The sequence below is a fragment of the Paraburkholderia sp. GAS82 genome, assembly GCF_050436285.1.
Lineage (GTDB): Bacteria > Pseudomonadota > Gammaproteobacteria > Burkholderiales > Burkholderiaceae > Paraburkholderia > Paraburkholderia phenazinium_B.
On record NZ_JBNDLX010000001.1, the window covers coordinates 1,173,863 to 1,193,632 of the forward strand.

The following is a 19,770-nucleotide window of genomic DNA, read 5'->3' on the forward strand; positions in this document are numbered from 1 at the left end:
TATGCGGCAATAGCCAACTGTATGGCGTGCAACGACTAGGCGGCGGCCGCGCAACAATCGCCGCAATGCCCTGCCTGCTGCCGTCACGCAGCTTTCAAAGCTTGCGACGACTACAGACTCAGGCAGCATGCAGCCAGTGTTCGACGACCGGACCGTGCGTGCCGTCGAGCGGATCGCGCGGCGGAAACGGCAGCGCCTCCATGGTTGCGCGCTCGGCAGGCGTCAGTGCGTCGCGGCGAATATCCCACTGTTGGCCTGCCGGATAGCCGCCCACCACCTGAAAACGGCCCGAGAAGGCCTGTAGGCAATGACCGGTACCCGCCGGCAGCAGCAGCGCATCCCCCGCGGTGACTTTCACGACGCGTCCGCCGGGGCCGCCCACGATCACCTCGGCGGAACCCGAGGCGATGCCCAGCACTTCGTGGGCAGTGGCGTGGAAATGGTGATAGTCGAAAATGCCGTCGCGCCACTGCGGCGGCCAGTCGTTACGCTCGAAGAGAATCTCGAAGGCAGACGCAAGATCGCCGCTGTCGGCGCGTAAGGCGCGCCGGTAGATCACGACCGGCAGCCGGGAATTGTTCGGTACCCACTCGCGAGGATCCAGCCTGAAAACCTCGTACTGTTCGTTTGCGACGTCCCGCGCGTATTCGGCATCGTTATACATGGTCGACTCCAGAATGTGTCCAGCACCCTCGTTGTGCCGCACAAACCGCGCCTGCTCTGTGGGTTGCGAGTACGCCCTCCTCGCTCGCCTGAGCCGCCATCAGCCGGCTTCGACGCCCTCGCCCTGGCGTGCGGGGACAGGTTCGTTCATGCAAGGGAACACGTCTTGCTAAAGCATTTCATTGATGCCGGTAATCGCCGTGCGTACAGGAGATCTGCAAGCCGCGCCATGTCAACTTCTTCCACCGAGTCTCGCCCGACGGCCCGCGACGCTGCTGCTAAACGCAGCACCGACCAACCCCATCATCGCCCCGGCACCTCGAGCCTCGTGCTGGGTTCGCTTGGGGTGGTATTCGGCGATATCGGCACCAGCCCCATCTATGCGTTCCGCCAGGGTGTGCTCGATGCCGGCGCCAGCACGCCACTGATCGTCATGGGTGTCCTGTCGACCATCGTCTGGGCCGTCGTGATCGTGGTGATGCTGAAATACGTCTGCTACGTGATGCGTGCAGACAACCAGGGCGAAGGCGGTATCGTCGCGCTCACGGCGCTGGTGCGCGCCGGCTGCGACAAGGACGGCAAGCCGGCGCCCCGTATCCTGCTGCTCGTCGGCCTGTTCGGTGCGGCGATGTTCTACGGCGATTCGATGATTACGCCCGCCGTTTCCGTGCTGTCCGCGGCCGAAGGGCTACCGCAGATCGATCATGCGTTAGCCCCGCTCGTCGTGCCCGGCGCTGTCGCGATCCTGATTGGGCTTTTCCTGTTCCAGAAGCGCGGCACGTCGACGGTCGGACGGTGGTTCGGTCCGGTCATGACGCTGTGGTTTCTCTGGCTCGCTGCGCTTGGCATTTACCGGATCGCGCAGCATCCCCAGGTCCTGAGCGCGCTGTCACCGTGGTGGGCGATGCACCTCGTGCAGGAACGCCCGACGATCGCCTTCGTGATCCTCGGCGCGGTGATTCTCGCGCTGACCGGCGCGGAGGCGCTGTATGCCGATATCGGCCATTTCGGACGCCGTCCGATTCGCGTGGCGTGGCTGATGGTGGTGTTTCCTTCCATCATCCTCGGATATTTCGGCCAGGGCGCCACGCAGCTTTACGAGGCCGGCCCGAAGGACCAACCGTTCTTCTCGATGGCGCCAGGCTGGGCACTGATTCCGACTATCGTGATTGCGCTGCTTGCCACCGTGATCGCGTCGCAAGCGGTGATCTCCGGCGCGTTTTCGATGACGAGCCAGGCAATCGAACTCGGTTTCCTGCCGCGCATGCGCGTGGTGGAAACTTCGCGTGAGCACCGCGGCCAGGTGTATGTGCCGGCCGTCAATCTGATCCTGTTTGCGGCGGTGATGTTTCTGGTGCTGGCGTTTCGCTCGTCCGCGAAGCTCACTTCCGCCTATGGCATTGCCGTCGGCCTGACGATGCTGACCACCACGATCCAGATGATCAGCCTGTCGCGACATGTCTGGCATTGGCCGCGCCTTGCGATGGCGGCCGTCAGCGTGCCGTTGCTAGTAGTAGACGGCCTGCTGGTAGCGGCCAATGTGCCCAAGATTCCGCAAGGCGGCTGGTTTCCAGTCACGATCGGCGCGCTGATGTTCGTGCTCATGACTACCTGGCAGCGCGGCCGTGAGGCAGAGGCGCAGCGCGCCGCGAAGACGGCGACGCTGGAAACCTTTTTGGCCGAAGCGTTGGGCGATGCGGAACCGCTCGCACGTGTGCCGGGCACGGCGGTCTACCCGGGCAATCTGCGCGGCATGACACCAGCCGCGCTGCACAGTAACGTACGCCATAACCGCGTCCTGCATCGGACCTCGATCTTCTTCACCAACCTCTCGGAATCCGCTCCCCGGGTCGACGAAAAAACCCGTATCGAGACGCGTGACCTCGGCAACGGCTGCTACGAGGTCGTAGCACGGCATGGTTTTGTGGAGCGGCCCAATCTGCCCACATTGCTCGCCTCGCTCAATGGACGGCTCGGCGACTGGCGCTACGAGCCGAAGCACACCACGTTCTTTTTGCCGCGCGAAGAAGTCGTCAAGGGACATCATGGCGATGCCATGCGGGACTGGCGCAAATCGCTATTTGCTGCGATGTCGTTTCATTCCGCATCGAGCGCCGAATACTACGGGCTAGATGGCGACAGCGTGGTGGAGCTTGGAGTGCAAGTGGTGCTGTGAGCGCTGCCGTGAATCAATGACCGCGCTGCTTGTCCGGTGACACTCGCTGTGCCTCGCGGCCACCGCCTCCGGGTGGCTCGCTACGCTCACCCGTGCCGAGCGGCACCTCCGCAGTCTGCTTCGGACGTTGGCGCGTGCGCGCCGGATCGGTACGCTCCGCCTCTTCCTTTTGTGCCGCCGTGCGGGTATCGCCTCGCGACTTATCCTCATCGCGCGGTCCTGCATTCTGGGGCTTCGAATCGTGTTGCATCACAACCTCCTGTAGATGACGACCTCAGCATCGCAGCAACAACCGGACCGCTTCATCGCGCCAGAAAGCGGCAAACCAGGCACCGGGGGTTGCAGCAAATTCCTCATCGACTTTGTAAAAAGGAGAACGGCGTGGCCGCCTCCCCGATTGCGACGATCCGCGTACCGGACACGGAAATCAAGGCTCAGGCGCAGCCCGATCCGCCGCGACAATCGAGCGGCCGTATTCAATCGCGGCATGACGTGCTTCATCCGCGCTTTCGTAGGGTCCGATCTGCGGTGCGCCTTCGAATGGAAACAGGATTCTCCGGTCGGCCTTGCGGATAACCTTTAGGCCACCGATATATCGACCGTCTCCCGTGCTGTGGTAACTCGCGAAGATTTCAAACTCGTCATCGGCTACGTCGGCTTTGTGTCGCGCCATTCTGCATACTTCCCTGTATAGAGGCTTTCTTCGCCGCATCCCTTTACGCTCAGCGGTCAGCTTCGCGCGTGGGAGCGTTTAACGAGCACCGAGCAACGGCTGTTCCTGAGCATGACGAAAGATCGCGACGAGCCCGTTTAGCCCCTGTATGGCATGCGCGTTGCATCCGCAGGATTACGCCCTCGCGCAAATTTTCGTTCAGCGGAAATCATCTTCATGACGCCAATGCCGTTCATCCCAGTCTGGCAAGATCTCGCCATCCGGCTTGCGGTGGCGTTGCTGGCCGGCGCACTGCTTGGCCTGAATCGCGGCGAATCGGGCAAGGCAGCGGGCCTGCGTACCACCATGCTCGTATGTCTCACCGCTTGCCTCGCGATGCTGCAGATGAACGTGCTGCTCTCGCAGGCCGGCAAGCCCGAAGGTTCGTTCGCGGTGCTCGACCTCATGCGTCTGCCGCTCGGTATCCTCTCCGGCGTCGGTTTTATCGGTGCGGGCGCGATCCTGCGTAAGGACGGTCTGGTCACCGGGCTGACAACGGCAGCAACGTTGTGGTTCGTCACCGTGGTGGGGTTGTGCGCCGGCGGCGGGCAGATTGCGCTCGCCGTGATCGGGATCGTGCTCGGGATGTTCGTGTTGAGCGCGCTCGCAAAAATCGAACACCGGTTGCCGCGCAACCTGCGTGCTTCGCTCACCATCCGCTACGACGTTGCCTCCCGCGAACGGGCCCGATGGCTCGATGAACTCGAACGCCTGCATTGCCGGGTGGCGTCGCGCGGCTTGCGGATGGATCCAGCAATCGGCGTCCTCGAGGAGCGCTTCCAGGTGCATTGGCACGCTCCCGAACGCAATGACACAGTCGAGCGGGCGATGGCACACATGACAAGCACAAGCGTGCACCCCGCGGAGTGGTCAATCGACGACTGACCGACGTGGGGCATTCTCGCTACACGTGCAACGCGTTTGTCCCGGTCTTTAATCAAGCCCAGCGGCCCATTTCTTGCGGGTCTTCTTACGCCGATGTTTGGCGTCCAACCCAATGTCCAGGAGCCGGTATGAGCACAGATGCCCCCATCAAGGAGTACTCGCACCCTGCAGGCGGCTGGGGCTCTGTAAAGGCGGTGGCCTCGATCCTGGTCCAGGAGCACGTCGCACTGCACGGCACGCAGGTGCTCATGCACCAGAACAAACCGGACGGCTTTGCCTGCGTAAGCTGTTCATGGGCGAAGCCCGCCGACCCGCACCTGTTCGAGTTCTGCGAGAACGGCGCGAAGGCCACGGCCTGGGAGATCACCAACAAACGTGTCGACGCTCAGTTCTTCGAGACTCATACGCTGAGCGAGCTGGAGTCGTGGTCCGGATTTGAACTTGAATCGCAAGGACGGCTCGGCGCGCCGATGCGCTGGGACCCGGCTAGCGATCGCTACGTCCCCACAACGTGGGAGGATGCGTTTGCCGACATCGCCAGCGAGCTTCGCGCGATGGATCCGAAGGAAGTGGTGTTTTACGCGTCCGGTCGTGCTTCGCTTGAAACCTCGTACATGTATCAGCTTCTCGCGCGCATGTATGGCAGCAACAATCTGCCCGACAGCTCGAACATGTGCCACGAGAGCACCTCCGTGGGTCTCGTGCCGGCGATTGGCGCGCCGGTTGGCACCGTCACGCTCGCCGACTTCGAGAAAGCCGACTGTCTGTTTTTCTTCGGCCACAACACCGGCACCAACGCGCCGCGCATGCTGCACCAGTTGCAGGATGCGCGCAAACGCGGCGCGGAAATCATCACGTTCAATCCGATCAGGGAGCGCGGCCTCGTCGACTTTGCCAATCCGCAGTCTCCAGTCGAGATGCTGACACCCGGCGCGACACAAATCAGCACCCAGTATCACCAGGTCAAAATAGGCGGCGACGCCGCGGCGATTGCAGGGCTGTGCAAACTATTGATCGAATGGGATGACGAAGCACAGCGGAACGGCGCCCCACGCGTGCTCGACGCCGCCTTTATCGCCGAGCACACGCATGGCTTCGACGAGTTTGCTTCGGCCATGCGTGCGACCACGTGGGAAGAGATCGAAGGCCACGCCCATCTAAGTCGCGCCACGCTCGAAGCAGCCGCTCGCGAGTACGCCCGCGCCCAAGCGGTGATCGTGCTGTACGGCATGGGCATTACCCAGCATCGCAGCGGCGTGCATAACGTGCAGATGCTCACCAATCTGCTGCTGTTACGCGGCAATATCGGGCGCCCCGGTGCAGGCATCTGTCCGATTCGCGGCCATTCGAACGTCCAGGGACAGCGTACCGTGGGCATCACCGAGAAACCGGAACTCGCCCCGCTCGACAGGCTTGCGGAACTGTACGACTTCGAGCCGCCACGGGATAAAGGCATGAGCACTGTTGAAGCGTGTCGCGGTGTGCTCGATGGCAAAGTAAAAGGTTTCATCGGGCTCGGCGGCAACTTCCAGGTCGCGACCCCCGATCATCATGTGATGGACCCGGCGTGGCACAAGGTGCGGCTTACCGTGCAGATTGCGACCAAGCTCAACCGCAGCCATCTGATTCACGGCGAGGTCGCGTATCTGTTGCCGTGCCTTGGACGCATCGAGATCGACCGCCAGGCGAGCGGCGACCAGGCGGTTAGCGTCGAAGACAGCACGGCCTGCATTCACGGTTCGCACGGTTACGTGGAGCCGGCGAGCGAGATGCTGCTTTCGGAACCGGCCATTGTCGCGGGCTTGGCCAACGCACTCCTGCCGCGCAATCCACGGGTCGACTGGGATGCGTGGGTGGACGACTACGCAAAGATTCGCGACGCGATCGAGCAGACCTATCCCGACCAGTTCCGCGATTTCAACGAGCGTTTCTGGCAACCAGGCGGTTTTCACCGTCCTATTCCCGCCTGCGAGCGGAAGTGGAAAACGCCCAATGGCAAGGCGAATTTCATTGTGCCCGAGACGCTCGATGAGGACGCGGATATGCCGTCCACCGGTCCAGATGTGCTGCGTCTGATGACGACTCGCGGCGACAGCCAGTTCAACACCACGGTCTACGGTCTGGACGATCGCTTTCGCGGCGTGACCGGCACGCGCGAAGTGCTGCTGATGCATCGTGACGACCTGACTCGGCTCGGCTTTGCAGAAGGCGACGCAGTATGTATTTCCACGTTGTCGAACGACGGCATCGCGCGCGAACTCGACGGCATGCGCGTGCATGCGTTCGATATTCCACAGGGCTGCATGATGGGCTACTACCCGGAATGCAATCCGCTGATCCCGCTTTACCATCACGCGAAATCGAGCCTCGTGCCGGCAGCGAAGTCGATTCCGGTGCGTCTGCGTAAGCCGAGTGGTGGCTAGCGGCTGCAGGCTGGCGTTGCGGCAGAGCGCGACCGTTTCACCTTTGCGAGCGCCTCACAAACGGGGATAATCGGACCTAGGGTAAAGAAAATCTTGGTCTGGATCGTATGCGTCCCCATCTCCCACTTAACGCGCTACGCGCGTTCGAATCGTCGGCACGCCATCTGAGTTTCACGCGCGCCGCACTCGAACTCAACGTCACGCAGGCGGCCGTCAGCCAGCAGGTGCGCATGCTCGAAGAGCGGCTCGGCACGACGCTGTTCAAGCGCTTGCCGCGCGGGCTCGGCATTACCGACGAAGGCCGGGCGCTCCTGCCGGTGCTGAGCGACGCCTTCGGACGCATCGAAAGCGTGCTCAAGCAGTTCGAGGGCGGCCATTTCCACGAGGTGCTCACGGTGGGAGTAGTCGGCACGTTCGCGGTCGGCTGGCTGATGCCACGGCTCAAATCGTTTCGTGACGCACATCCGTTTGTCGAGTTGCGGCTGCTGACCCACAACAATCTTGTAGATCTCGCCGCGGAGGGGCTCGACTTTGCGATCCGCTTCGGCGAAGGAATCTGGCCTGGCACTCACAACGAATTGCTGCTCGACGCTCCGCTGAGCGTGCTGTGCGCGCCGGAGATTGCCAGACGGCTCGCCACGCCTCGCGACCTCGTCAAGGAAACGCTGCTGCGTTCATATCGTGCCGATGAATGGACCCTGTGGCTCGACGCCGCGGGACTCGAGCCGTGGACGATCAACGGTCCGGTGTTCGACTCGTCGCGACTGATGGTGGAAGCCGCCATGCAAGCCGCGGGCGTAGCGCTCGCACCGCCGTGCATGTTCGGACGCGAACTGCAAAACGGGCTGCTGATGCGCCCGTTCGACACTGAAGTGAGCACCGGCAGCTACTGGCTGACCCGGTTGAAATCGCGGCACATGGCGCCGGCGATGGAGCTGTTCCGCGACTGGATTCTCGCGGAAGCGCGAGGCATGCGGCTTGCTGCTTAACCTTGACCCGTATCGTTGATCCGGATCGTTCAAGTCAAGGAGCACACCATGTCGAAGCAGCACACCGAGAAGCATCCGCACGCCGATAAGGGCGAAGCGCAGATCGATCAGGCCGTGGAAGACAGTTTCCCGGCAAGCGACGCACCGTCGACGGGCGGCAAGACGCGGCTTGAGCCCAAGGAAGTACAGCAAAAGGATAAGCACGATCCGCATCATGACGGCGATTCGCGCTAAAAGAGCCAATGGATGCCGCGCATCGGCGTGCGAGACGCGGCATCAATCAGTCCTGCAGAATAACCCCCGGTTTTTTTGAATTTTCGGTTGTCGTAAAACATAATAGATTTGCCATGATTTTTTATGGCGCGGCGCTATCATTTGACGCTTTCTCGGCTGAGTCCGATAAATCGATAAATAAGTAAACAAATGGACGCATCATTGCAAAGGGCGTTAGCAGCGCACGCGCTAGCACCAGAAGATCTGGCTGCGCTAAAAGACATTTGTCTCGCGCTAATCGAGCTTAAGCGTGACGGTGAATTGTTGCCATGGGCCGAGAAGGCATTAACGCTGGATCCCCGGAACATTGAATTCGTCTGCCTGCGCGCGCATTGCCTGACGTTACTCGGGCGGCACTTCGAAGCCATCGCAACCTGGCTTCACTACGCGTCGCTGCCTTGGAACACCACTTTCTATCAATTGAATCTTGGACATAGTCTTGAGATGGCGGGCGACTTCGAACGCGGCATCCCCATGTTGCGGCGCGCATGGCAGGGGGCCGCGGCCGATAACGCCCCTCTGGCCCCAGTAGCCGAGCGCCTATTGGGCGAGGCCCTCCTCAAGACTGGACTGCCTCAGGGTTTCAACCACTGGCTCGCGCGCAATCAGGACAACAGCGGCAGTTATCGACCAGACGGTGTACCCAGCTGGACGGGTGAACAGGATCTGCGTGGCAAGCGCCTGCTCGTCACGAATCAGTTAGGCTTCGGCGATCAGTTTTTGCTCTTTTCCTGCCTTTCGCATTGGCTTGCGGCCGGCGCGACCATTATGGTCAGTTGCGACAGCCGGATTCACGCGCTGATGAAAGCGGCGTTGCCGCAATGCACGGTTGTCAGTGCAGAGCGCCCGCTCGATCGGGGTGCCCCATTACCCGAGGCGCTACGGGATGCTGTGCGGGCCTTCGCGCCAGACCTGCACATCACATTGCTGCATCTGCCAGTGCTGGCTGCAGCGCGCACGACGCCGCCCGCGCCGTACTTCACGCCCTACATCCAGGCACCCTTAACAGAACGAAATATTGCTGCCGGGTGGGTGCAAGCCCTGAGGGCGAAACACTCCGGGAAGCGTCTGGTCGGGCTGTTTTGGGATTGCAGTCAACGTCACTTTATCGAGGCCAGCAGCATAGACCGCTATTGGGCTGCTGCGCGCAGCTTGCCGCTTGCTGCCGTGAATCGCCTGGTTAGCGATGCGCAAGTCGAGCCCAACATACACTTCGTGAGTCTGCACCATCCCGCGGCTCAGCCGCTCGCCGGCATTCCCTCTGGCAATCTTGGCCAATACAACCCGGGCATCGAAGATTTTGCGGACACAGCTGCCTGCATCGAACAACTGGACGCGGTCATTGCGGTGGACTCGGGCGTTGCCAATCTCAGTGCAATGATCGGCAAGCCCACCGCTGTGCTGACATCGGTCTCCTGCGACTGGCGCTGGGGTAGCCAAGGCTCTATCACGCCCTGGATGGATAACGTCAGCGTACTGCGCCAAACGTTAACGGGAGACTGGGATACGGTCGTCGACGATGCCATCCGCTGGTTGAACGGATAAGCCCGAGACGCGCACTAGCCGTTATCTGGAACCTTCGAACGCGCTCCGATAGGCGTACAGCCCTGGCAAACCACCCGTCATCACGAACAGCAAGCGCTGTCCGGCACGATACGCGCCGGTCTCGATTCCATCCAACAGACCTGCAAAAGCTTTACCGCTGTACACGGGATCGAGCAGAAGCCCCTCCGTTGAGGCCAGCAGTCGCACCGCCCGCAGCATCGCTTCAGTGGGGATCCCGTAGCCGTCGCCAAGCTGACTGCCGTCGACAACCACCGCTTCACTGGGCACACTGAGCGTTGGATCGATCAGGCGGATCGTCTGATTGGCCTTGTCGAGGGTCGCGGCGTGGGCGGCTTCGGCTGGACCATACACACCGTATCCGATGACTGAGGGCGTGGTACGACCCAGCGCGATCATCCCGGCCACGAGGCCGGCGTGCATGCCACCACTGCCGTTCGGTCCCACGATGTAATCGAACGGAACGCCCATCTGCTCCGACTGCGCGACGATTTCCGCCGCGCAATCCGCATAGCCGAGGCAACCGGCCGGGCTCGATCCGCCCAACGGACAGACATACACCTTGCGTCCTTCGGCGCGTAAAGCTGTCGCGCGCTCTTCTGCAAACGCTAGCGCATTCGCGTCGCCCGGCAAGTCGTGCACATGGGCGCCGAACAGGTCATTCAGCACGATATTGCCGTTCTCGAGGTAGTCGTCGTCGTACCGCGGCACCAGTCGAGTCAGAACCAGTTCGCACTTCAGACCGGCTCGCGCCGCCGCTGCCGCGGTCAGGCGCGCATGGTTCGACTGGCGCGCGCCGACCGTGATGATCGTGTCTGCGCCCTGCGCGATGGCTTCGCCGACCAGAAATTCGAGCTTGCGCAATTTGTTGCCGCCACCGCCAAGCCAGTTCAGATCGTCACGCTTGACGAACACTTCGACACCGCCAAGCTGCCGGTTCAGGCGTGCGAGAGGCTGGATAGGCGTGGCTCCTTCGAGCAGGCTGAAACGAGGAAACCGGTGGAGTGCGAGTGGAGAGGCGGTCGACATCATGTAGTTCCGTGTTGGCTGAAGCTTTAAGGTAGCACGCTACTCGCCGACCCACGTCCCACGCAGATCGCTGTCGTGCAGCAACTGCAGCAATGTGCCCGCAGGGCGGCTGAGCCGTCTGGCGGCAAGCGCGATGAACTCCACATCCGGCAAAACCGGCAGGCTCGCACTGTTGACCGGCGCCGCGAGGCCACGTGCCGTCAGATATTGCGGCCGCACGGTAATGCCCAGGCCGCCGCGTGCCGCGGCAATGCATCCTGAGTGACTGCTGCTCGTGCATACCACCTGCCAGCTGAAACCCGCTTCGGCGAGCGCATCCAGCACCACGGCGCGGGTGACGCTCGGCTCCGCCACGAGGATCAGCGGCAGCGGTTGCGTCATGTCCACCAGCGTACCGGTACGCGCAAGCCACTCGAGCCGTCCGGTGAAAAGCGGCACGCCGCGCCGGTCGCCGAGACGCCGCTTGCCGACCAGCAGATCGATCGAACCCGCGTCCAGCAGTTCATAAAGCCTGCCGGTCATGCCGATGGTGATTTCCAGTTCCACGTCGGGATGGGCATTGCGGAACGCCGCCAGCACGGTGGGTAGCGGGCCGAGCGCAACGTCATCGGACGAACCGAGCCGCACCCGGCCCTTCAGGCGCGGCGCTCGAAACTGCGATTCGGCCCGCGTCAGCGCCTGCAGGATCACGCTGGCGTGCGCAAGCATCGCCTCGCCATCGGGCGTCATGGCGAGCGAGTGGGTATCGCGCACGAACACCCGCCGGCCGATTTCCTGTTCGAGCCGCCGGATGTGTTCGCTCACGCTCGACTGCGTGAGGCCGAGTTGCCGCCCCGCCTCCGTGAAGCTATGACACGCGGCGACAGCGGCAAAAGTCTTGAGCCAGATAGGATTGAGCATGCGTCATTGTTATCGGCAATGCCGATAACAGTCAATGTCCCTAGTGGGGTTCCCGATTGACGTATATGTCAATATCATGTCGCTATCCCGATTAATTGCCCAATGCTTGCGTCGTCAGTTGCGTCATCGAATGACTCCCACCGCCTTGTTGCGGTGCAAGGCGCGCGAGGCGCCCCAGCATCCCCGAGAAGTTCACATGAGTAAGGATTCAACCCAGACTGCGCTGCTATGGATCGTCGCTGCCGGCTTCTTCATGCAGTCGCTCGATACGACGATCGTCAACACGGCCTTGCCGTCGATCGCGCACAGCCTGAACGAAAAACCGCTGGCCATGCAGCCGGTGATCGTCGCCTACACGCTCACCATGGCGATGCTCACGCCCGCCTCGGGCTGGCTCGCCGACCGCTACGGCACGCGCCGGGTTTATTTCGCGGCCATCCTGATCTTCGTGCTCGGCTCGTTGTGCTGCTCGAGCGCACACACGCTCGGACAACTGGTGATTGCGCGGGTACTGCAAGGCGTCGGTGGTTCGATGCTGTTGCCGATCGGGCGGCTTGCCGTGCTACGCAGTGTGTCCGGCGAGCAGTATGTGTCGGCGCTGGCGTTTATTTCCGTGGCGGGCCAAGTCGGTCCGATTGTCGGACCGACGCTGGGCGGCTGGTTCGTGGAGGCCATTTCGTGGCACTGGATCTTCCTCATCAATGTGCCGATTGGCGCCATCGGGCTCTTTGCCGTGCACCGCTATCTGCCGCGCGGCACGACCTCGGCCGCGCCGCCGTTCGATCTGGCGGGCTGCGCCCTGCTCTCGCTGTGCATGATCGCGTTCTCGCTCGCAGTGGAGACACCGGTACAAACCCATCGCGCTGCGTGGGCCGCGGGTCTGTTCGTGCTGGGTCTCGTCTCGGCCCTCGCCTATGTGCCTTACGCAAAGCGCCGTGCCAATCCACTGTTCAAGCTCAAACTGTTTAGCGAACCTAACTTTAGCGTCGGCCTGATCGGCAATCTGGTGTGCCGCGTCGGCTCGAGTGCGGTGCCGTTCCTGCTGCCGCTTCTGATGCAGTTGCAACTCGGCTATACGCCGCTCCATTCGGGCTTGATGATGTTGCCGGCCGCGCTCGCCGGCACTGTCGCCAAACGCTGGATCGCGCCGCTTATCCGGCGTTACGGCTATGACATGTTCCTGCTGGTCAACACGGTGATCGTCGGTGCGGCAATCGTGGCCTTCGCACTGATCTCGCGCGGCACGCCGCTGTTTGTCGAAATTATCGTGCTGGCCGTGTTCGGCGCCGGTAACTCCATGCAGTTCGCCGCAATGAACAGCGTAACCTTGAAGGGTCTCTCGCACGAAGACGCGGGCAGCGGCAACAGCCTGTTTTCGATGGTGCAGATGCTGGCGATGGGGCTTGGCGTATCGATCGGCGGTGGCCTGGTGAAGCTGTTCGCGGCACAGCTCGGCTCGGCGGCGATGGGCTTCCGTCTGAGCTTCGTCTGCATGGGTGTGATTACGCTGGTGTCGGCGCTGATATTTCGCCGTCTCGACGAAGCGCCGCTCGCTACGGCCAACGTCGGCCGCGCGGCATCGGGTGCCGGGCGCTGACGCGCGGCGGATGATGATCGCTGGACGCCAACGGGCGTCCAGCGGCCATGTCGATCAGCGAATGTGGTCGCCGAACAGGCCGAGCAGGCCGATGATGATCAGATACAGCGCCACGATGTAATTGAGCAGGCGCGGCACCACGAGAATCAGAATGCCCGCAATCAGTGCCGCGAGCGGCCCCACGTTCGTCACGATATGCATGTGTTTTTCTCCAGGATCGAAAGCGGAAAATGCCGCACGGCTGCAGCCACCGAACCTCCGGCGCCAGCTGCCGCAGATGCAGCGGGTTCGCCCGCGCAACGGCATGCGTTGCTTGAGCGGCTGCTCAGGCGACTGTCTAAGCGCCAGCAAGCGGCGTGCCCGCTCCGGACGGTAGCGCGACGGTAACGTATACGCATGGTCTTATCAATCCGCCAGGCGAACCAGCGCCTGTAGCGCTGCCTCGGTGCGAGCCTCCTCGTGGCCGCGCCGGCGATACGTTCAGTGCGATTTCAATGCAACGCACGCCACCGCTTCAGGCCGAAGCCCACGGCCGTTACGCCCGGTTTCAAATTCACACAATTTCGCGCTGCCACGGCCCGCGCGCTTACAGCCTAAGCGTCGCCCATCTGCTACGCTGGTCACCTACCAACTACAGCGACCTCAGGCGCGTTTCTCATGCCAATCCGGCCCACTGCCACGCTCAAACTGGCAACCCGCGCGGCGTTTGCCGCAGCACTCGCTTTTCCTTGCCTCGCCTTCGCCCAGGTGGATGCGCTCACGAATCAACCCATTAACCTGATGGCAGGACCCGGCGACGACTATCCGGTAGTAACCGGCCTTGGGCCCAATCAGCCGGTCGAGGTGTTCGACTGCGTCAGCGATTACGAATGGTGCGATGTAGCGCTCGGCGATCTGCGCGGCTGGGTCGACGGCAACGCCCTCACGTACGCGTACGAAGGCAACGAAGTGCCGCTGCAGAGCTACGGCGCGGTGATCGGTCTGCCAGTCATCGTGTTTTCGATCGACGACTACTGGGGCCGCTACTATGCCGGCCGTCCGTGGTATGGCGATCGCGATCGCTGGCGTCATGGCGGCCCGCCCGGCGGCTATCAGGGACGCCCGTATCAGCCGCCGCCTCACCCTGGTCAGCCTTACCCAAACGGCGGCCATCCGTACCCGCCGCCGATGCAGGGTCAAGGTCAACCGGTGTATCGTCCGAATGCGGGACCGCATGGCGCCCCGCAGCAGCCGCAGGGACAACCGCAGCAGCAGTACGGTGGCAGACCGCCCGAAAACGGTGGCAGGCCGCCGGCCCAGATGCCGGCACGTCCGCAAGGTCAGCCGCAGCAACAACCGCAGGGCCGCGCGCAACCGAACGAGGGGCGCCACGAGCCGCAGCCGAACCCTTGAGCGCAGCAGGCGGGCGATGCGAATCGTGCAACGCCCGCGTCTGCTGCGACCGCATTGCACGGAGTCCACCTTGAACGACGAACCCAAATCCTCTTCAATCGATGCTAATGGCGGCATCGATTCAGACCTGCTCGACGTCGCACGCGAAGTCTTCGACGCCGCACGGCGCGGTGAAGCCGCCACGCTCGCGGCGGTGATCGGCAAAGGGGTGCCGCCCAATCTGCGCAACGAGAAAGGCGACAGTCTGCTGATGCTGGCGAGCTATCACGGTCACGCCGATGCGGTGCGCACCCTGATTGAACACGGCGCGGATCCTGATCTGCGCAACGACAACGGCCAGAGCCCTATTGCGGGCGCGGCGTTCAAGGGCTTCAAGGAGGTTGTCGAAGCCCTGCTCGCGGGCGGCGCGGATGTCGAGGGTGCCTCGCCGGACGGCCGCACTGCGTTGATGATCGCGGCCATGTTCAATCGCACCGAGATCGTCGATCTGCTGCTTGCCCACGGCGCCAATCCGCAAGCGCGCGACGCGTCGGGCGTAACGCCGCTCGACGCGGCCAACCGCATGGGCGCGCCCGATACGCCGGCGCAACTTACGAAGGCGAGGTCTTGAGGTACGGGTCGTCGAACGGATCGCGAATTTCGATAACCTCCTCCAGTTCGCACGGTTCCATGCACAGCGTCGGCGGCAAGGGCTCCGCCGCGGCAGCCGGACAATTTTCATAGCCATACAACGGCTCGGCCAGCTTGACGCCCCATGCGGACAGCGTATCGCCGAAGCCGCCGCGCGCCCGGCTTGCGCGCCGAGCACTCGTCACGACCCGCGGCGCGGCGCTCCACGCGATGCATGCCCCGCTCGCCTGCAACTGCTCCACCAGTGCCACATCTTCGCTGCAGGCGAGCGGCGCGAAACCGCCTGCCCGACGATACGCCTGCGCAGATACGCCAAGGTTGGCGCCATGCACGTGACGATGGCCGTCCGCGTCGACATAGGTCTGGCGGAAGTAGTCGCGCACCTGCTGTGGATGCGCCGCCCAGTCGTCGACGCAGATCGACCCGCACACGGCATCCGCAGCGAGCGACAACTGCGCCGCCAGCCAATCGGGCGCAACGCGGCTGTCGGCATCGGTGAACGCGAGCCAGCGCGCGCCCGCCGCGAGCAGGCGCTGTGCACCGGCGCCTCGCGCGATGCCGACATTGCGCGCCTGCAACGCGAGCGTCTCCACGCCGCAACACGTGGCGATCTCGGCGGAACGATCGGTGCAATCGTCGAGCACCACAATCGTTCGCACCACTTCGCCGCCCAGTGCGGGATCGCGCGCCGCTTCGAGAATCGACGCGAGGCAGCGCGCGAGCCACGCCTCCTCGTTATGGGCAGGAATCACGATGCCGATCATGCCAGCCCCTCCTGTTCGGCCACCGAGCGCGGATCGCGCGACCAGACGTCGAGCAGCATGTCGGCGTCTTCGTGACGCGCGAGCCGTGTGAGTCCGCAGCGCGCATCGAGCAACGCATGCACGGATGCCGCCGATTGTGGAGCCGCATCGAAGGGTCGGCGCCAATGGCAAGCCAGCAAAGTGCCGTCCGGCGTGAGTGCCGCCTTGATGCATTCGGCTAGCCGCTCCAGTTCTGGCGAGCTCAGGTAATACGCGAGTTCGCTGATGACGATCAGGTCGAATCTGCCGGCCGGCCAGTCGTCGGGCACGCTGCCGCGCTCGACCAGCACGTGTGGCAGCGCCTCGAGGCGCTCGCTTGCGAGGCGCACCGCGGTTTCGTTGAGATCGGTCGCGAGCAGACTGTCGCAACGGGCAGCAAGCTGCGCCGAGAGCTCGCCGTTTGCGCAACCCGGCTCGAAGACACGCCTATAACGCTCGCGTGGCAGCAGCGCCATCGTCAGCAGACGTTTGCGGCGCTCGTACCAGCGGTTGCGAAAGCCCCACGGGTCGTCGCAGGCTTCATAGAGTGAGTCGAAGTAGCAGCCTGATGAAATCATTTCGGACACCTTGTTTTAAAGCTCAGGGTCTGGCTCGTTGCGCCAGCTCTGTATCAATCGTCAATCCTGTTTGTCCCGCCATTTTCTGAAGCGAATCGCGCGGGCTGTCTAGAGCGACCACACGCCGTTGTCTCCGCGGGATTCGGCATTACCATTCCCGCCTGCTTGCTCCGACAGCACGCGCTCGCCGAGCGCGGCCAGATCGCGCTCGGCGTGGCTCTGTCTGAGGAAAACCGGCAGGTCGGCCATGGCGCGGGCAAAGCGCTCGTTGCGGCATAGCGGCGCGGCGCCGAGCGCGCGGCCCGCGTGGGTCATGACCGTGGTGGCCGCCGCCTCGACAATCAGGCGTGCGCGTAACGCCGCAATCTGGACGTCAGCGCGCGGGCGAGCGTCGATCTGCGCGGCGGTGGCGCGCAACACCGCCGCAGCACCGGCCAGCGCGACATCGACCGCTCCCATGTGCGCGAGACGATGGGCATCGGGGCGAGCCGCCACGGCGTCGGCCATCATGTGAGCGATGCCTGCGGCGGCGCCGTACCAGCACGCCGCGATGCCTGCGCCGCCCTGCCAGAAGCCAGCGCGGTTGACGTAGTCGCGCGGCGTGCCGATCTGAATGGCGCGGGTTTGCTCGAAGCGGACATCGCCGCTCTCGGTCGCGCGCATGCCGACGGCTTGCCAGTGGTCTGAAGAGATCGAAACGGACGGCTGGGTTAGCGCGACGGCGGCCAGCACCGGCTCGTCGCCCAACCATGCGGTCACCACGGCATGGCTGAGCGCGCGTGCGCCTGAGCACCATGCCTTGACGCCATCCAGCTGCAATTGGCCGTTTGCAAGCGGCGTAGCGGTCAAGCGGGCGTCGGGCGCCTCGGCTGCCCATACGCCCCAACTACTTCCGGGGGGCACGGCAGGCGCCTTAAGTTCGGCGAGGATCGCGAGAGCGTCGGTATGCCCTTCGAACAGTTTGACGAGACCGAGATCGCGCGCTGCGACTGCCGCCAACGCACGCCAGCGGGCCAGCGTGTGGCCGCTGCCCGGCAACGGCAAACGGTCGTGACCGGCTGCGATCATTTGCGTCAGGATGACGCCTAGTGCGGCGGGATCCGCTGAGTCGAAGCGTGCATGAGTCAGGAAATCTTCGAGCGCCGCGCCGGCAGTTTTTACAGAGTCCTGACGATGGGCAGCGACCGTATCTTCGTCATATACAGCGTTTTGGGCACGCCGCTTCGCCTCGTGATCCGCGGCACGCATACGGGTATCTAACATGAGGGCCTCCCTGGCCGCGTCGATGTGTCGGCGCGGCCGTTCAGGAGCCGCAGCGCTTGCTGTGTTCGAGCAAGCGCTGTGCCGCAGGTAGCGGCTACGAGCAAGACGCCGCTGGCGGGAACAACGCATAATGAGAAAACAGACCCGGTTGTCGCACTTTCGCCCCACGCAAGGCGACGCCGGACAAGGAGATCGAGGTCCCATGAAACGAGCCCTTTCGAACGACGACGCGTTGCAGCGCGCCGTGCTGCTCGAGCTAAACGCGGCGGATGTGCCTGCGGGACGAGCCGCTGTCGCGGTGGATGCCGGCGTCGTGACCCTGCTGGGCTACGTCGAACACGCCGGGCAAAAGCAGGCGGCCGAAAGCGCTGCGTTGCGGGTGGAGGGTGTCAAAGCGGTGGTTGTCGCCATCGAGATTCGCGGTGTGGACTCCGAAATACAGCACGATGACCAGCTCGCTGTGGAAGTGCTCAGGCGCCTCGCGTGGGACGCGTGGTTGCCGAAGGACATGTTCAAGGTAAAGATCGAACGCGGGCACGTAACGCTGCTGGGTCAGGTTGACCGGGACGAGCAGCGTTCAGCCGCTTTGGAAGATGTGACCCGCCTGTTCGGCGTGACAGGGGTATCCGACCAGACCACGGTGACGCGCGGTAACAAGACCGGTGACAACGGGCCCAGGCTTGCGAAAAGCGGCAAAAGCAACAAGAGCGGCGGCGGGCGCCGCGGTGGCTAACGCTTCTCGTGTTGCATCAACGTCCGGCAATGGCGGGCGATTTGCCGCTCCTCCTCGGTGTGAAGAACGCGCACCCTCCCCGCAGGATCGTCTGCATTCAGCCCGAGAAATTCCAACCCGTTACAGACACGGCGCCGCACTTCCGCACTGTGCTCGCCAATGCCGCCCGCAAACACCAGCAGATCGATCCCGCCCAGCAACGCCGCGTAGGCGCCGACATATTTACGCACCGCCGTCGCGAACACTTCGACCGCCAGTTCTGCGTCCTCATCGCCTGCGGCGCTGCGTTTCTCCAGCGCCTGCATATCGCCCTCGCCTTCGGTAAAACCGGCGAGACCGCTCTGGCGTGTCAGCAGCGTTTCGAGTTTGTCCGCATCGAGATGCTCGGTGCGCATCAGGTATAGCAGCACCCCAGGGTCGAGATCACCGCTGCGCGTGCCCATCGGCATGCCGCCGGTTGGCGTCATGCCCATCGAGGTATCCACAGAGCGCCCATCCCGCAACGCGCACACGCTCGAACCGTTCCCCAGGTGCGCAAACACCGCCCGCGAAGGCAGATCGGCGCCCAGACGCCGCACCAGCGATTCGTACGATAAACCGTGAAAGCCGTAGTGAATCACGCCCGCCTGCGCATAGCGGCGCGGCAACGCAAGCTGCGTACCCACGCGCGGCATGGTGCGATGGAACGCGGTGTCGAAACAGGCGTAATGCGCCGCATCGCCGAAAATCTTCTGCGCCTGATCGATCAAGGCAAGCGCGGGCGGGATATGCAGCGGCGCGAAATGCACCGCCTCCTGCAGGCGCTGCCTGACTTCCGGTGTGAGAAGCTGATGCTCGCGCAGATGCGGGCCGCCATGCACCACGCGGTGGCCGACTGCCACCGGCCGCGTATGTCCATGGTCCGCCAGCACGCTGGCGAGACTCTGCAGAGCATCGGTTTGCGACTCCAGCACCTGGTCTTTCTGCAGCAGCACGGTGCCGTCGGCTGTCTTTATCTTCAGGCTGCCGTCCGCTCGGCCGATTCCCTCCGCGCTGCCTTCGAGCAATAACGTTTCGTCATCCTGATCGGCCTGCGAATCGCCGGCAGCGTGAGCCGCCTTGAACAGACCAAACTTGAGCGACGACGAGCCGCTATTCAGAACCAGGATGGTCGGTTCGCTTTTCGCAGTAGTATCCGGCATC

General features: G+C 63.3%; 20 protein-coding genes. 10 read left to right on the forward strand and 10 right to left on the reverse strand.

The genetic code is table 11. The features are described 5' to 3' along the window. Positions 1-118: 118 nt before the first annotated feature. Entirely contained in the window at positions 119-664 is a 546-nt protein-coding gene (locus tag P3T17_RS05120) for a cupin domain-containing protein (RefSeq protein ID WP_429405101.1), read from the reverse strand. Positions 665-892: 228 nt separating this feature from the next. Here P3T17_RS05120 and P3T17_RS05125 point away from each other — a divergent pair, with 228 nt between their 5' ends. Further along, positions 893-2,839 (forward strand): potassium transporter Kup, encoded by a 1,947-nt coding sequence (locus P3T17_RS05125; protein ID WP_429405102.1) that lies wholly within the window; start codon positions 893-895, stop codon positions 2,837-2,839. Between the two features lie 13 nt (positions 2,840-2,852). Here P3T17_RS05125 and P3T17_RS05130 read toward each other — a convergent pair whose 3' ends face one another. Further along, positions 2,853-3,089, reverse strand: coding sequence for a hypothetical protein (locus tag P3T17_RS05130; protein ID WP_429405104.1), 237 nt, complete (start codon positions 3,087-3,089; stop codon positions 2,853-2,855). 177 nt (positions 3,090-3,266) lie between these two features. Further along, on the reverse strand, positions 3,267-3,512 hold the full coding sequence (locus P3T17_RS05135; protein ID WP_074264609.1) for a DUF6723 family protein: 246 nt from the start codon (positions 3,510-3,512) through the stop codon (positions 3,267-3,269). A 216-nt stretch (positions 3,513-3,728) separates the two neighbouring features. Here P3T17_RS05135 and P3T17_RS05140 point away from each other — a divergent pair, with 216 nt between their 5' ends. The 5 genes from P3T17_RS05140 (at position 3,729) to P3T17_RS05160 (ending at position 9,666) form a co-directional block, all read left to right on the forward strand. Next, the gene (locus P3T17_RS05140) at positions 3,729-4,436 is read left to right on the forward strand and encodes an MgtC/SapB family protein (RefSeq protein WP_429405106.1); all 708 of its coding nucleotides are present in this window, start codon (positions 3,729-3,731) and stop codon (positions 4,434-4,436) included. 128 nt (positions 4,437-4,564) lie between these two features. Beyond that, a complete protein-coding gene (locus tag P3T17_RS05145; RefSeq protein WP_429405108.1) occupies positions 4,565-6,859 on the forward strand; it encodes an FdhF/YdeP family oxidoreductase in 2,295 nt (764 codons plus the stop codon). Between the two features lie 98 nt (positions 6,860-6,957). Further along, entirely contained in the window at positions 6,958-7,848 is an 891-nt protein-coding gene (locus tag P3T17_RS05150) for a LysR substrate-binding domain-containing protein (RefSeq protein ID WP_429288494.1), read from the forward strand. A 48-nt stretch (positions 7,849-7,896) separates the two neighbouring features. Then, entirely contained in the window at positions 7,897-8,082 is a 186-nt protein-coding gene (locus P3T17_RS05155; protein WP_429288347.1) for a hypothetical protein, read from the forward strand. A gap of 189 nt (positions 8,083-8,271) precedes the next feature. Continuing rightward, entirely contained in the window at positions 8,272-9,666 is a 1,395-nt protein-coding gene (locus P3T17_RS05160; protein ID WP_429405109.1) for a hypothetical protein, read from the forward strand. A 21-nt stretch (positions 9,667-9,687) separates the two neighbouring features. Here the strand turns inward: P3T17_RS05160 and P3T17_RS05165 are convergent, their stop codons facing one another. Then, the gene (locus tag P3T17_RS05165; protein ID WP_429405522.1) at positions 9,688-10,713 is read right to left on the reverse strand and encodes a D-cysteine desulfhydrase family protein; all 1,026 of its coding nucleotides are present in this window, start codon (positions 10,711-10,713) and stop codon (positions 9,688-9,690) included. Between the two features lie 39 nt (positions 10,714-10,752). After that, positions 10,753-11,613, reverse strand: a complete 861-nt coding sequence (locus tag P3T17_RS05170) for a LysR family transcriptional regulator (RefSeq protein WP_074264615.1) — start codon at positions 11,611-11,613, stop codon at positions 10,753-10,755. Between the two features lie 130 nt (positions 11,614-11,743). Here P3T17_RS05170 and mdtD point away from each other — a divergent pair, with 130 nt between their 5' ends. Continuing rightward, the gene (gene mdtD / locus P3T17_RS05175; protein WP_429405111.1) at positions 11,744-13,210 is read left to right on the forward strand and encodes a multidrug transporter subunit MdtD; all 1,467 of its coding nucleotides are present in this window, start codon (positions 11,744-11,746) and stop codon (positions 13,208-13,210) included. A 54-nt stretch (positions 13,211-13,264) separates the two neighbouring features. Here the strand turns inward: mdtD and P3T17_RS05180 are convergent, their stop codons facing one another. Next, positions 13,265-13,411: a DUF3096 domain-containing protein gene (locus tag P3T17_RS05180; protein ID WP_074264617.1), complete on the reverse strand. Its 147-nt coding sequence runs from the start codon at positions 13,409-13,411 to the stop codon at positions 13,265-13,267. A gap of 456 nt (positions 13,412-13,867) precedes the next feature. On the opposite strand from P3T17_RS05180, the gene P3T17_RS05185 reads away from it, so the two are divergent. After that, positions 13,868-14,602, forward strand: coding sequence for an SH3 domain-containing protein (locus P3T17_RS05185; protein WP_429405113.1), 735 nt, complete (start codon positions 13,868-13,870; stop codon positions 14,600-14,602). A 97-nt stretch (positions 14,603-14,699) separates the two neighbouring features. Beyond that, positions 14,700-15,212, forward strand: a complete 513-nt coding sequence (locus P3T17_RS05190) for an ankyrin repeat domain-containing protein (protein WP_429405524.1) — start codon at positions 14,700-14,702, stop codon at positions 15,210-15,212. Here P3T17_RS05190 and P3T17_RS05195 read toward each other — a convergent pair. The 3 genes from P3T17_RS05195 to P3T17_RS05205 form a co-directional block, all read right to left on the reverse strand. Then, positions 15,193-15,996: a glycosyltransferase gene (locus P3T17_RS05195; protein ID WP_429405115.1), complete on the reverse strand. Its 804-nt coding sequence runs from the start codon at positions 15,994-15,996 to the stop codon at positions 15,193-15,195. The genes P3T17_RS05190 and P3T17_RS05195 overlap by 20 nt on opposite strands. Beyond that, positions 15,993-16,592 carry a class I SAM-dependent methyltransferase gene (locus P3T17_RS05200; protein ID WP_429405117.1) on the reverse strand — a complete coding sequence of 200 codons (600 nt, stop codon included), beginning with the start codon at positions 16,590-16,592 and terminating at the stop codon, positions 15,993-15,995. The genes P3T17_RS05195 and P3T17_RS05200 overlap by 4 nt, the downstream gene beginning before the upstream one ends. Before the next feature lie 108 nt (positions 16,593-16,700). Continuing rightward, the gene (locus tag P3T17_RS05205) at positions 16,701-17,855 is read right to left on the reverse strand and encodes an acyl-CoA dehydrogenase (RefSeq protein ID WP_429405118.1); all 1,155 of its coding nucleotides are present in this window, start codon (positions 17,853-17,855) and stop codon (positions 16,701-16,703) included. A gap of 202 nt (positions 17,856-18,057) precedes the next feature. On the opposite strand from P3T17_RS05205, the gene P3T17_RS05210 reads away from it, so the two are divergent. Next, positions 18,058-18,588 carry a BON domain-containing protein gene (locus P3T17_RS05210; protein WP_429405120.1) on the forward strand — a complete coding sequence of 177 codons (531 nt, stop codon included), beginning with the start codon at positions 18,058-18,060 and terminating at the stop codon, positions 18,586-18,588. Here P3T17_RS05210 and P3T17_RS05215 read toward each other — a convergent pair. After that, a complete protein-coding gene (locus P3T17_RS05215; protein ID WP_429405122.1) occupies positions 18,585-19,769 on the reverse strand; it encodes an acetate/propionate family kinase in 1,185 nt (394 codons plus the stop codon). The two genes, P3T17_RS05210 and P3T17_RS05215, sit on opposite strands and share 4 nt — an antisense overlap. Between the last annotated feature and the right edge of the window lies 1 nt (position 19,770).

Bases quoted from the DNA above. Each gene is read 5' to 3' on its own strand.
- P3T17_RS05120 (WP_429405101.1), bottom strand. From the start codon at position 664: ATGTATAACGATGCCGAATACGCGCGGGACGTCGCAAACGAACAGTAC.
- P3T17_RS05125 (WP_429405102.1), top strand. From the start codon at position 893: ATGTCAACTTCTTCCACCGAGTCTCGCCCGACGGCCCGCGACGCTGCT.
- P3T17_RS05130 (WP_429405104.1), bottom strand. From the start codon at position 3,089: ATGCAACACGATTCGAAGCCCCAGAATGCAGGACCGCGCGATGAGGAT.
- P3T17_RS05135 (WP_074264609.1), bottom strand. From the start codon at position 3,512: ATGGCGCGACACAAAGCCGACGTAGCCGATGACGAGTTTGAAATCTTC.
- P3T17_RS05140 (WP_429405106.1), top strand. From the start codon at position 3,729: ATGACGCCAATGCCGTTCATCCCAGTCTGGCAAGATCTCGCCATCCGG.
- P3T17_RS05145 (WP_429405108.1), top strand. From the start codon at position 4,565: ATGAGCACAGATGCCCCCATCAAGGAGTACTCGCACCCTGCAGGCGGC.
- P3T17_RS05155 (WP_429288347.1), top strand. From the start codon at position 7,897: ATGTCGAAGCAGCACACCGAGAAGCATCCGCACGCCGATAAGGGCGAA.
- P3T17_RS05160 (WP_429405109.1), top strand. From the start codon at position 8,272: ATGGACGCATCATTGCAAAGGGCGTTAGCAGCGCACGCGCTAGCACCA.
- P3T17_RS05165 (WP_429405522.1), bottom strand. From the start codon at position 10,713: ATGTCGACCGCCTCTCCACTCGCACTCCACCGGTTTCCTCGTTTCAGC.
- P3T17_RS05170 (WP_074264615.1), bottom strand. From the start codon at position 11,613: ATGCTCAATCCTATCTGGCTCAAGACTTTTGCCGCTGTCGCCGCGTGT.
- mdtD (WP_429405111.1), top strand. From the start codon at position 11,744: ATGACTCCCACCGCCTTGTTGCGGTGCAAGGCGCGCGAGGCGCCCCAG.
- P3T17_RS05180 (WP_074264617.1), bottom strand. From the start codon at position 13,411: ATGCATATCGTGACGAACGTGGGGCCGCTCGCGGCACTGATTGCGGGC.
- P3T17_RS05185 (WP_429405113.1), top strand. From the start codon at position 13,868: ATGCCAATCCGGCCCACTGCCACGCTCAAACTGGCAACCCGCGCGGCG.
- P3T17_RS05195 (WP_429405115.1), bottom strand. From the start codon at position 15,996: ATGATCGGCATCGTGATTCCTGCCCATAACGAGGAGGCGTGGCTCGCG.
- P3T17_RS05200 (WP_429405117.1), bottom strand. From the start codon at position 16,592: ATGATTTCATCAGGCTGCTACTTCGACTCACTCTATGAAGCCTGCGAC.
- P3T17_RS05205 (WP_429405118.1), bottom strand. From the start codon at position 17,855: ATGTTAGATACCCGTATGCGTGCCGCGGATCACGAGGCGAAGCGGCGT.
- P3T17_RS05210 (WP_429405120.1), top strand. From the start codon at position 18,058: ATGAAACGAGCCCTTTCGAACGACGACGCGTTGCAGCGCGCCGTGCTG.
- P3T17_RS05215 (WP_429405122.1), bottom strand. From the start codon at position 19,769: ATGCCGGATACTACTGCGAAAAGCGAACCGACCATCCTGGTTCTGAAT.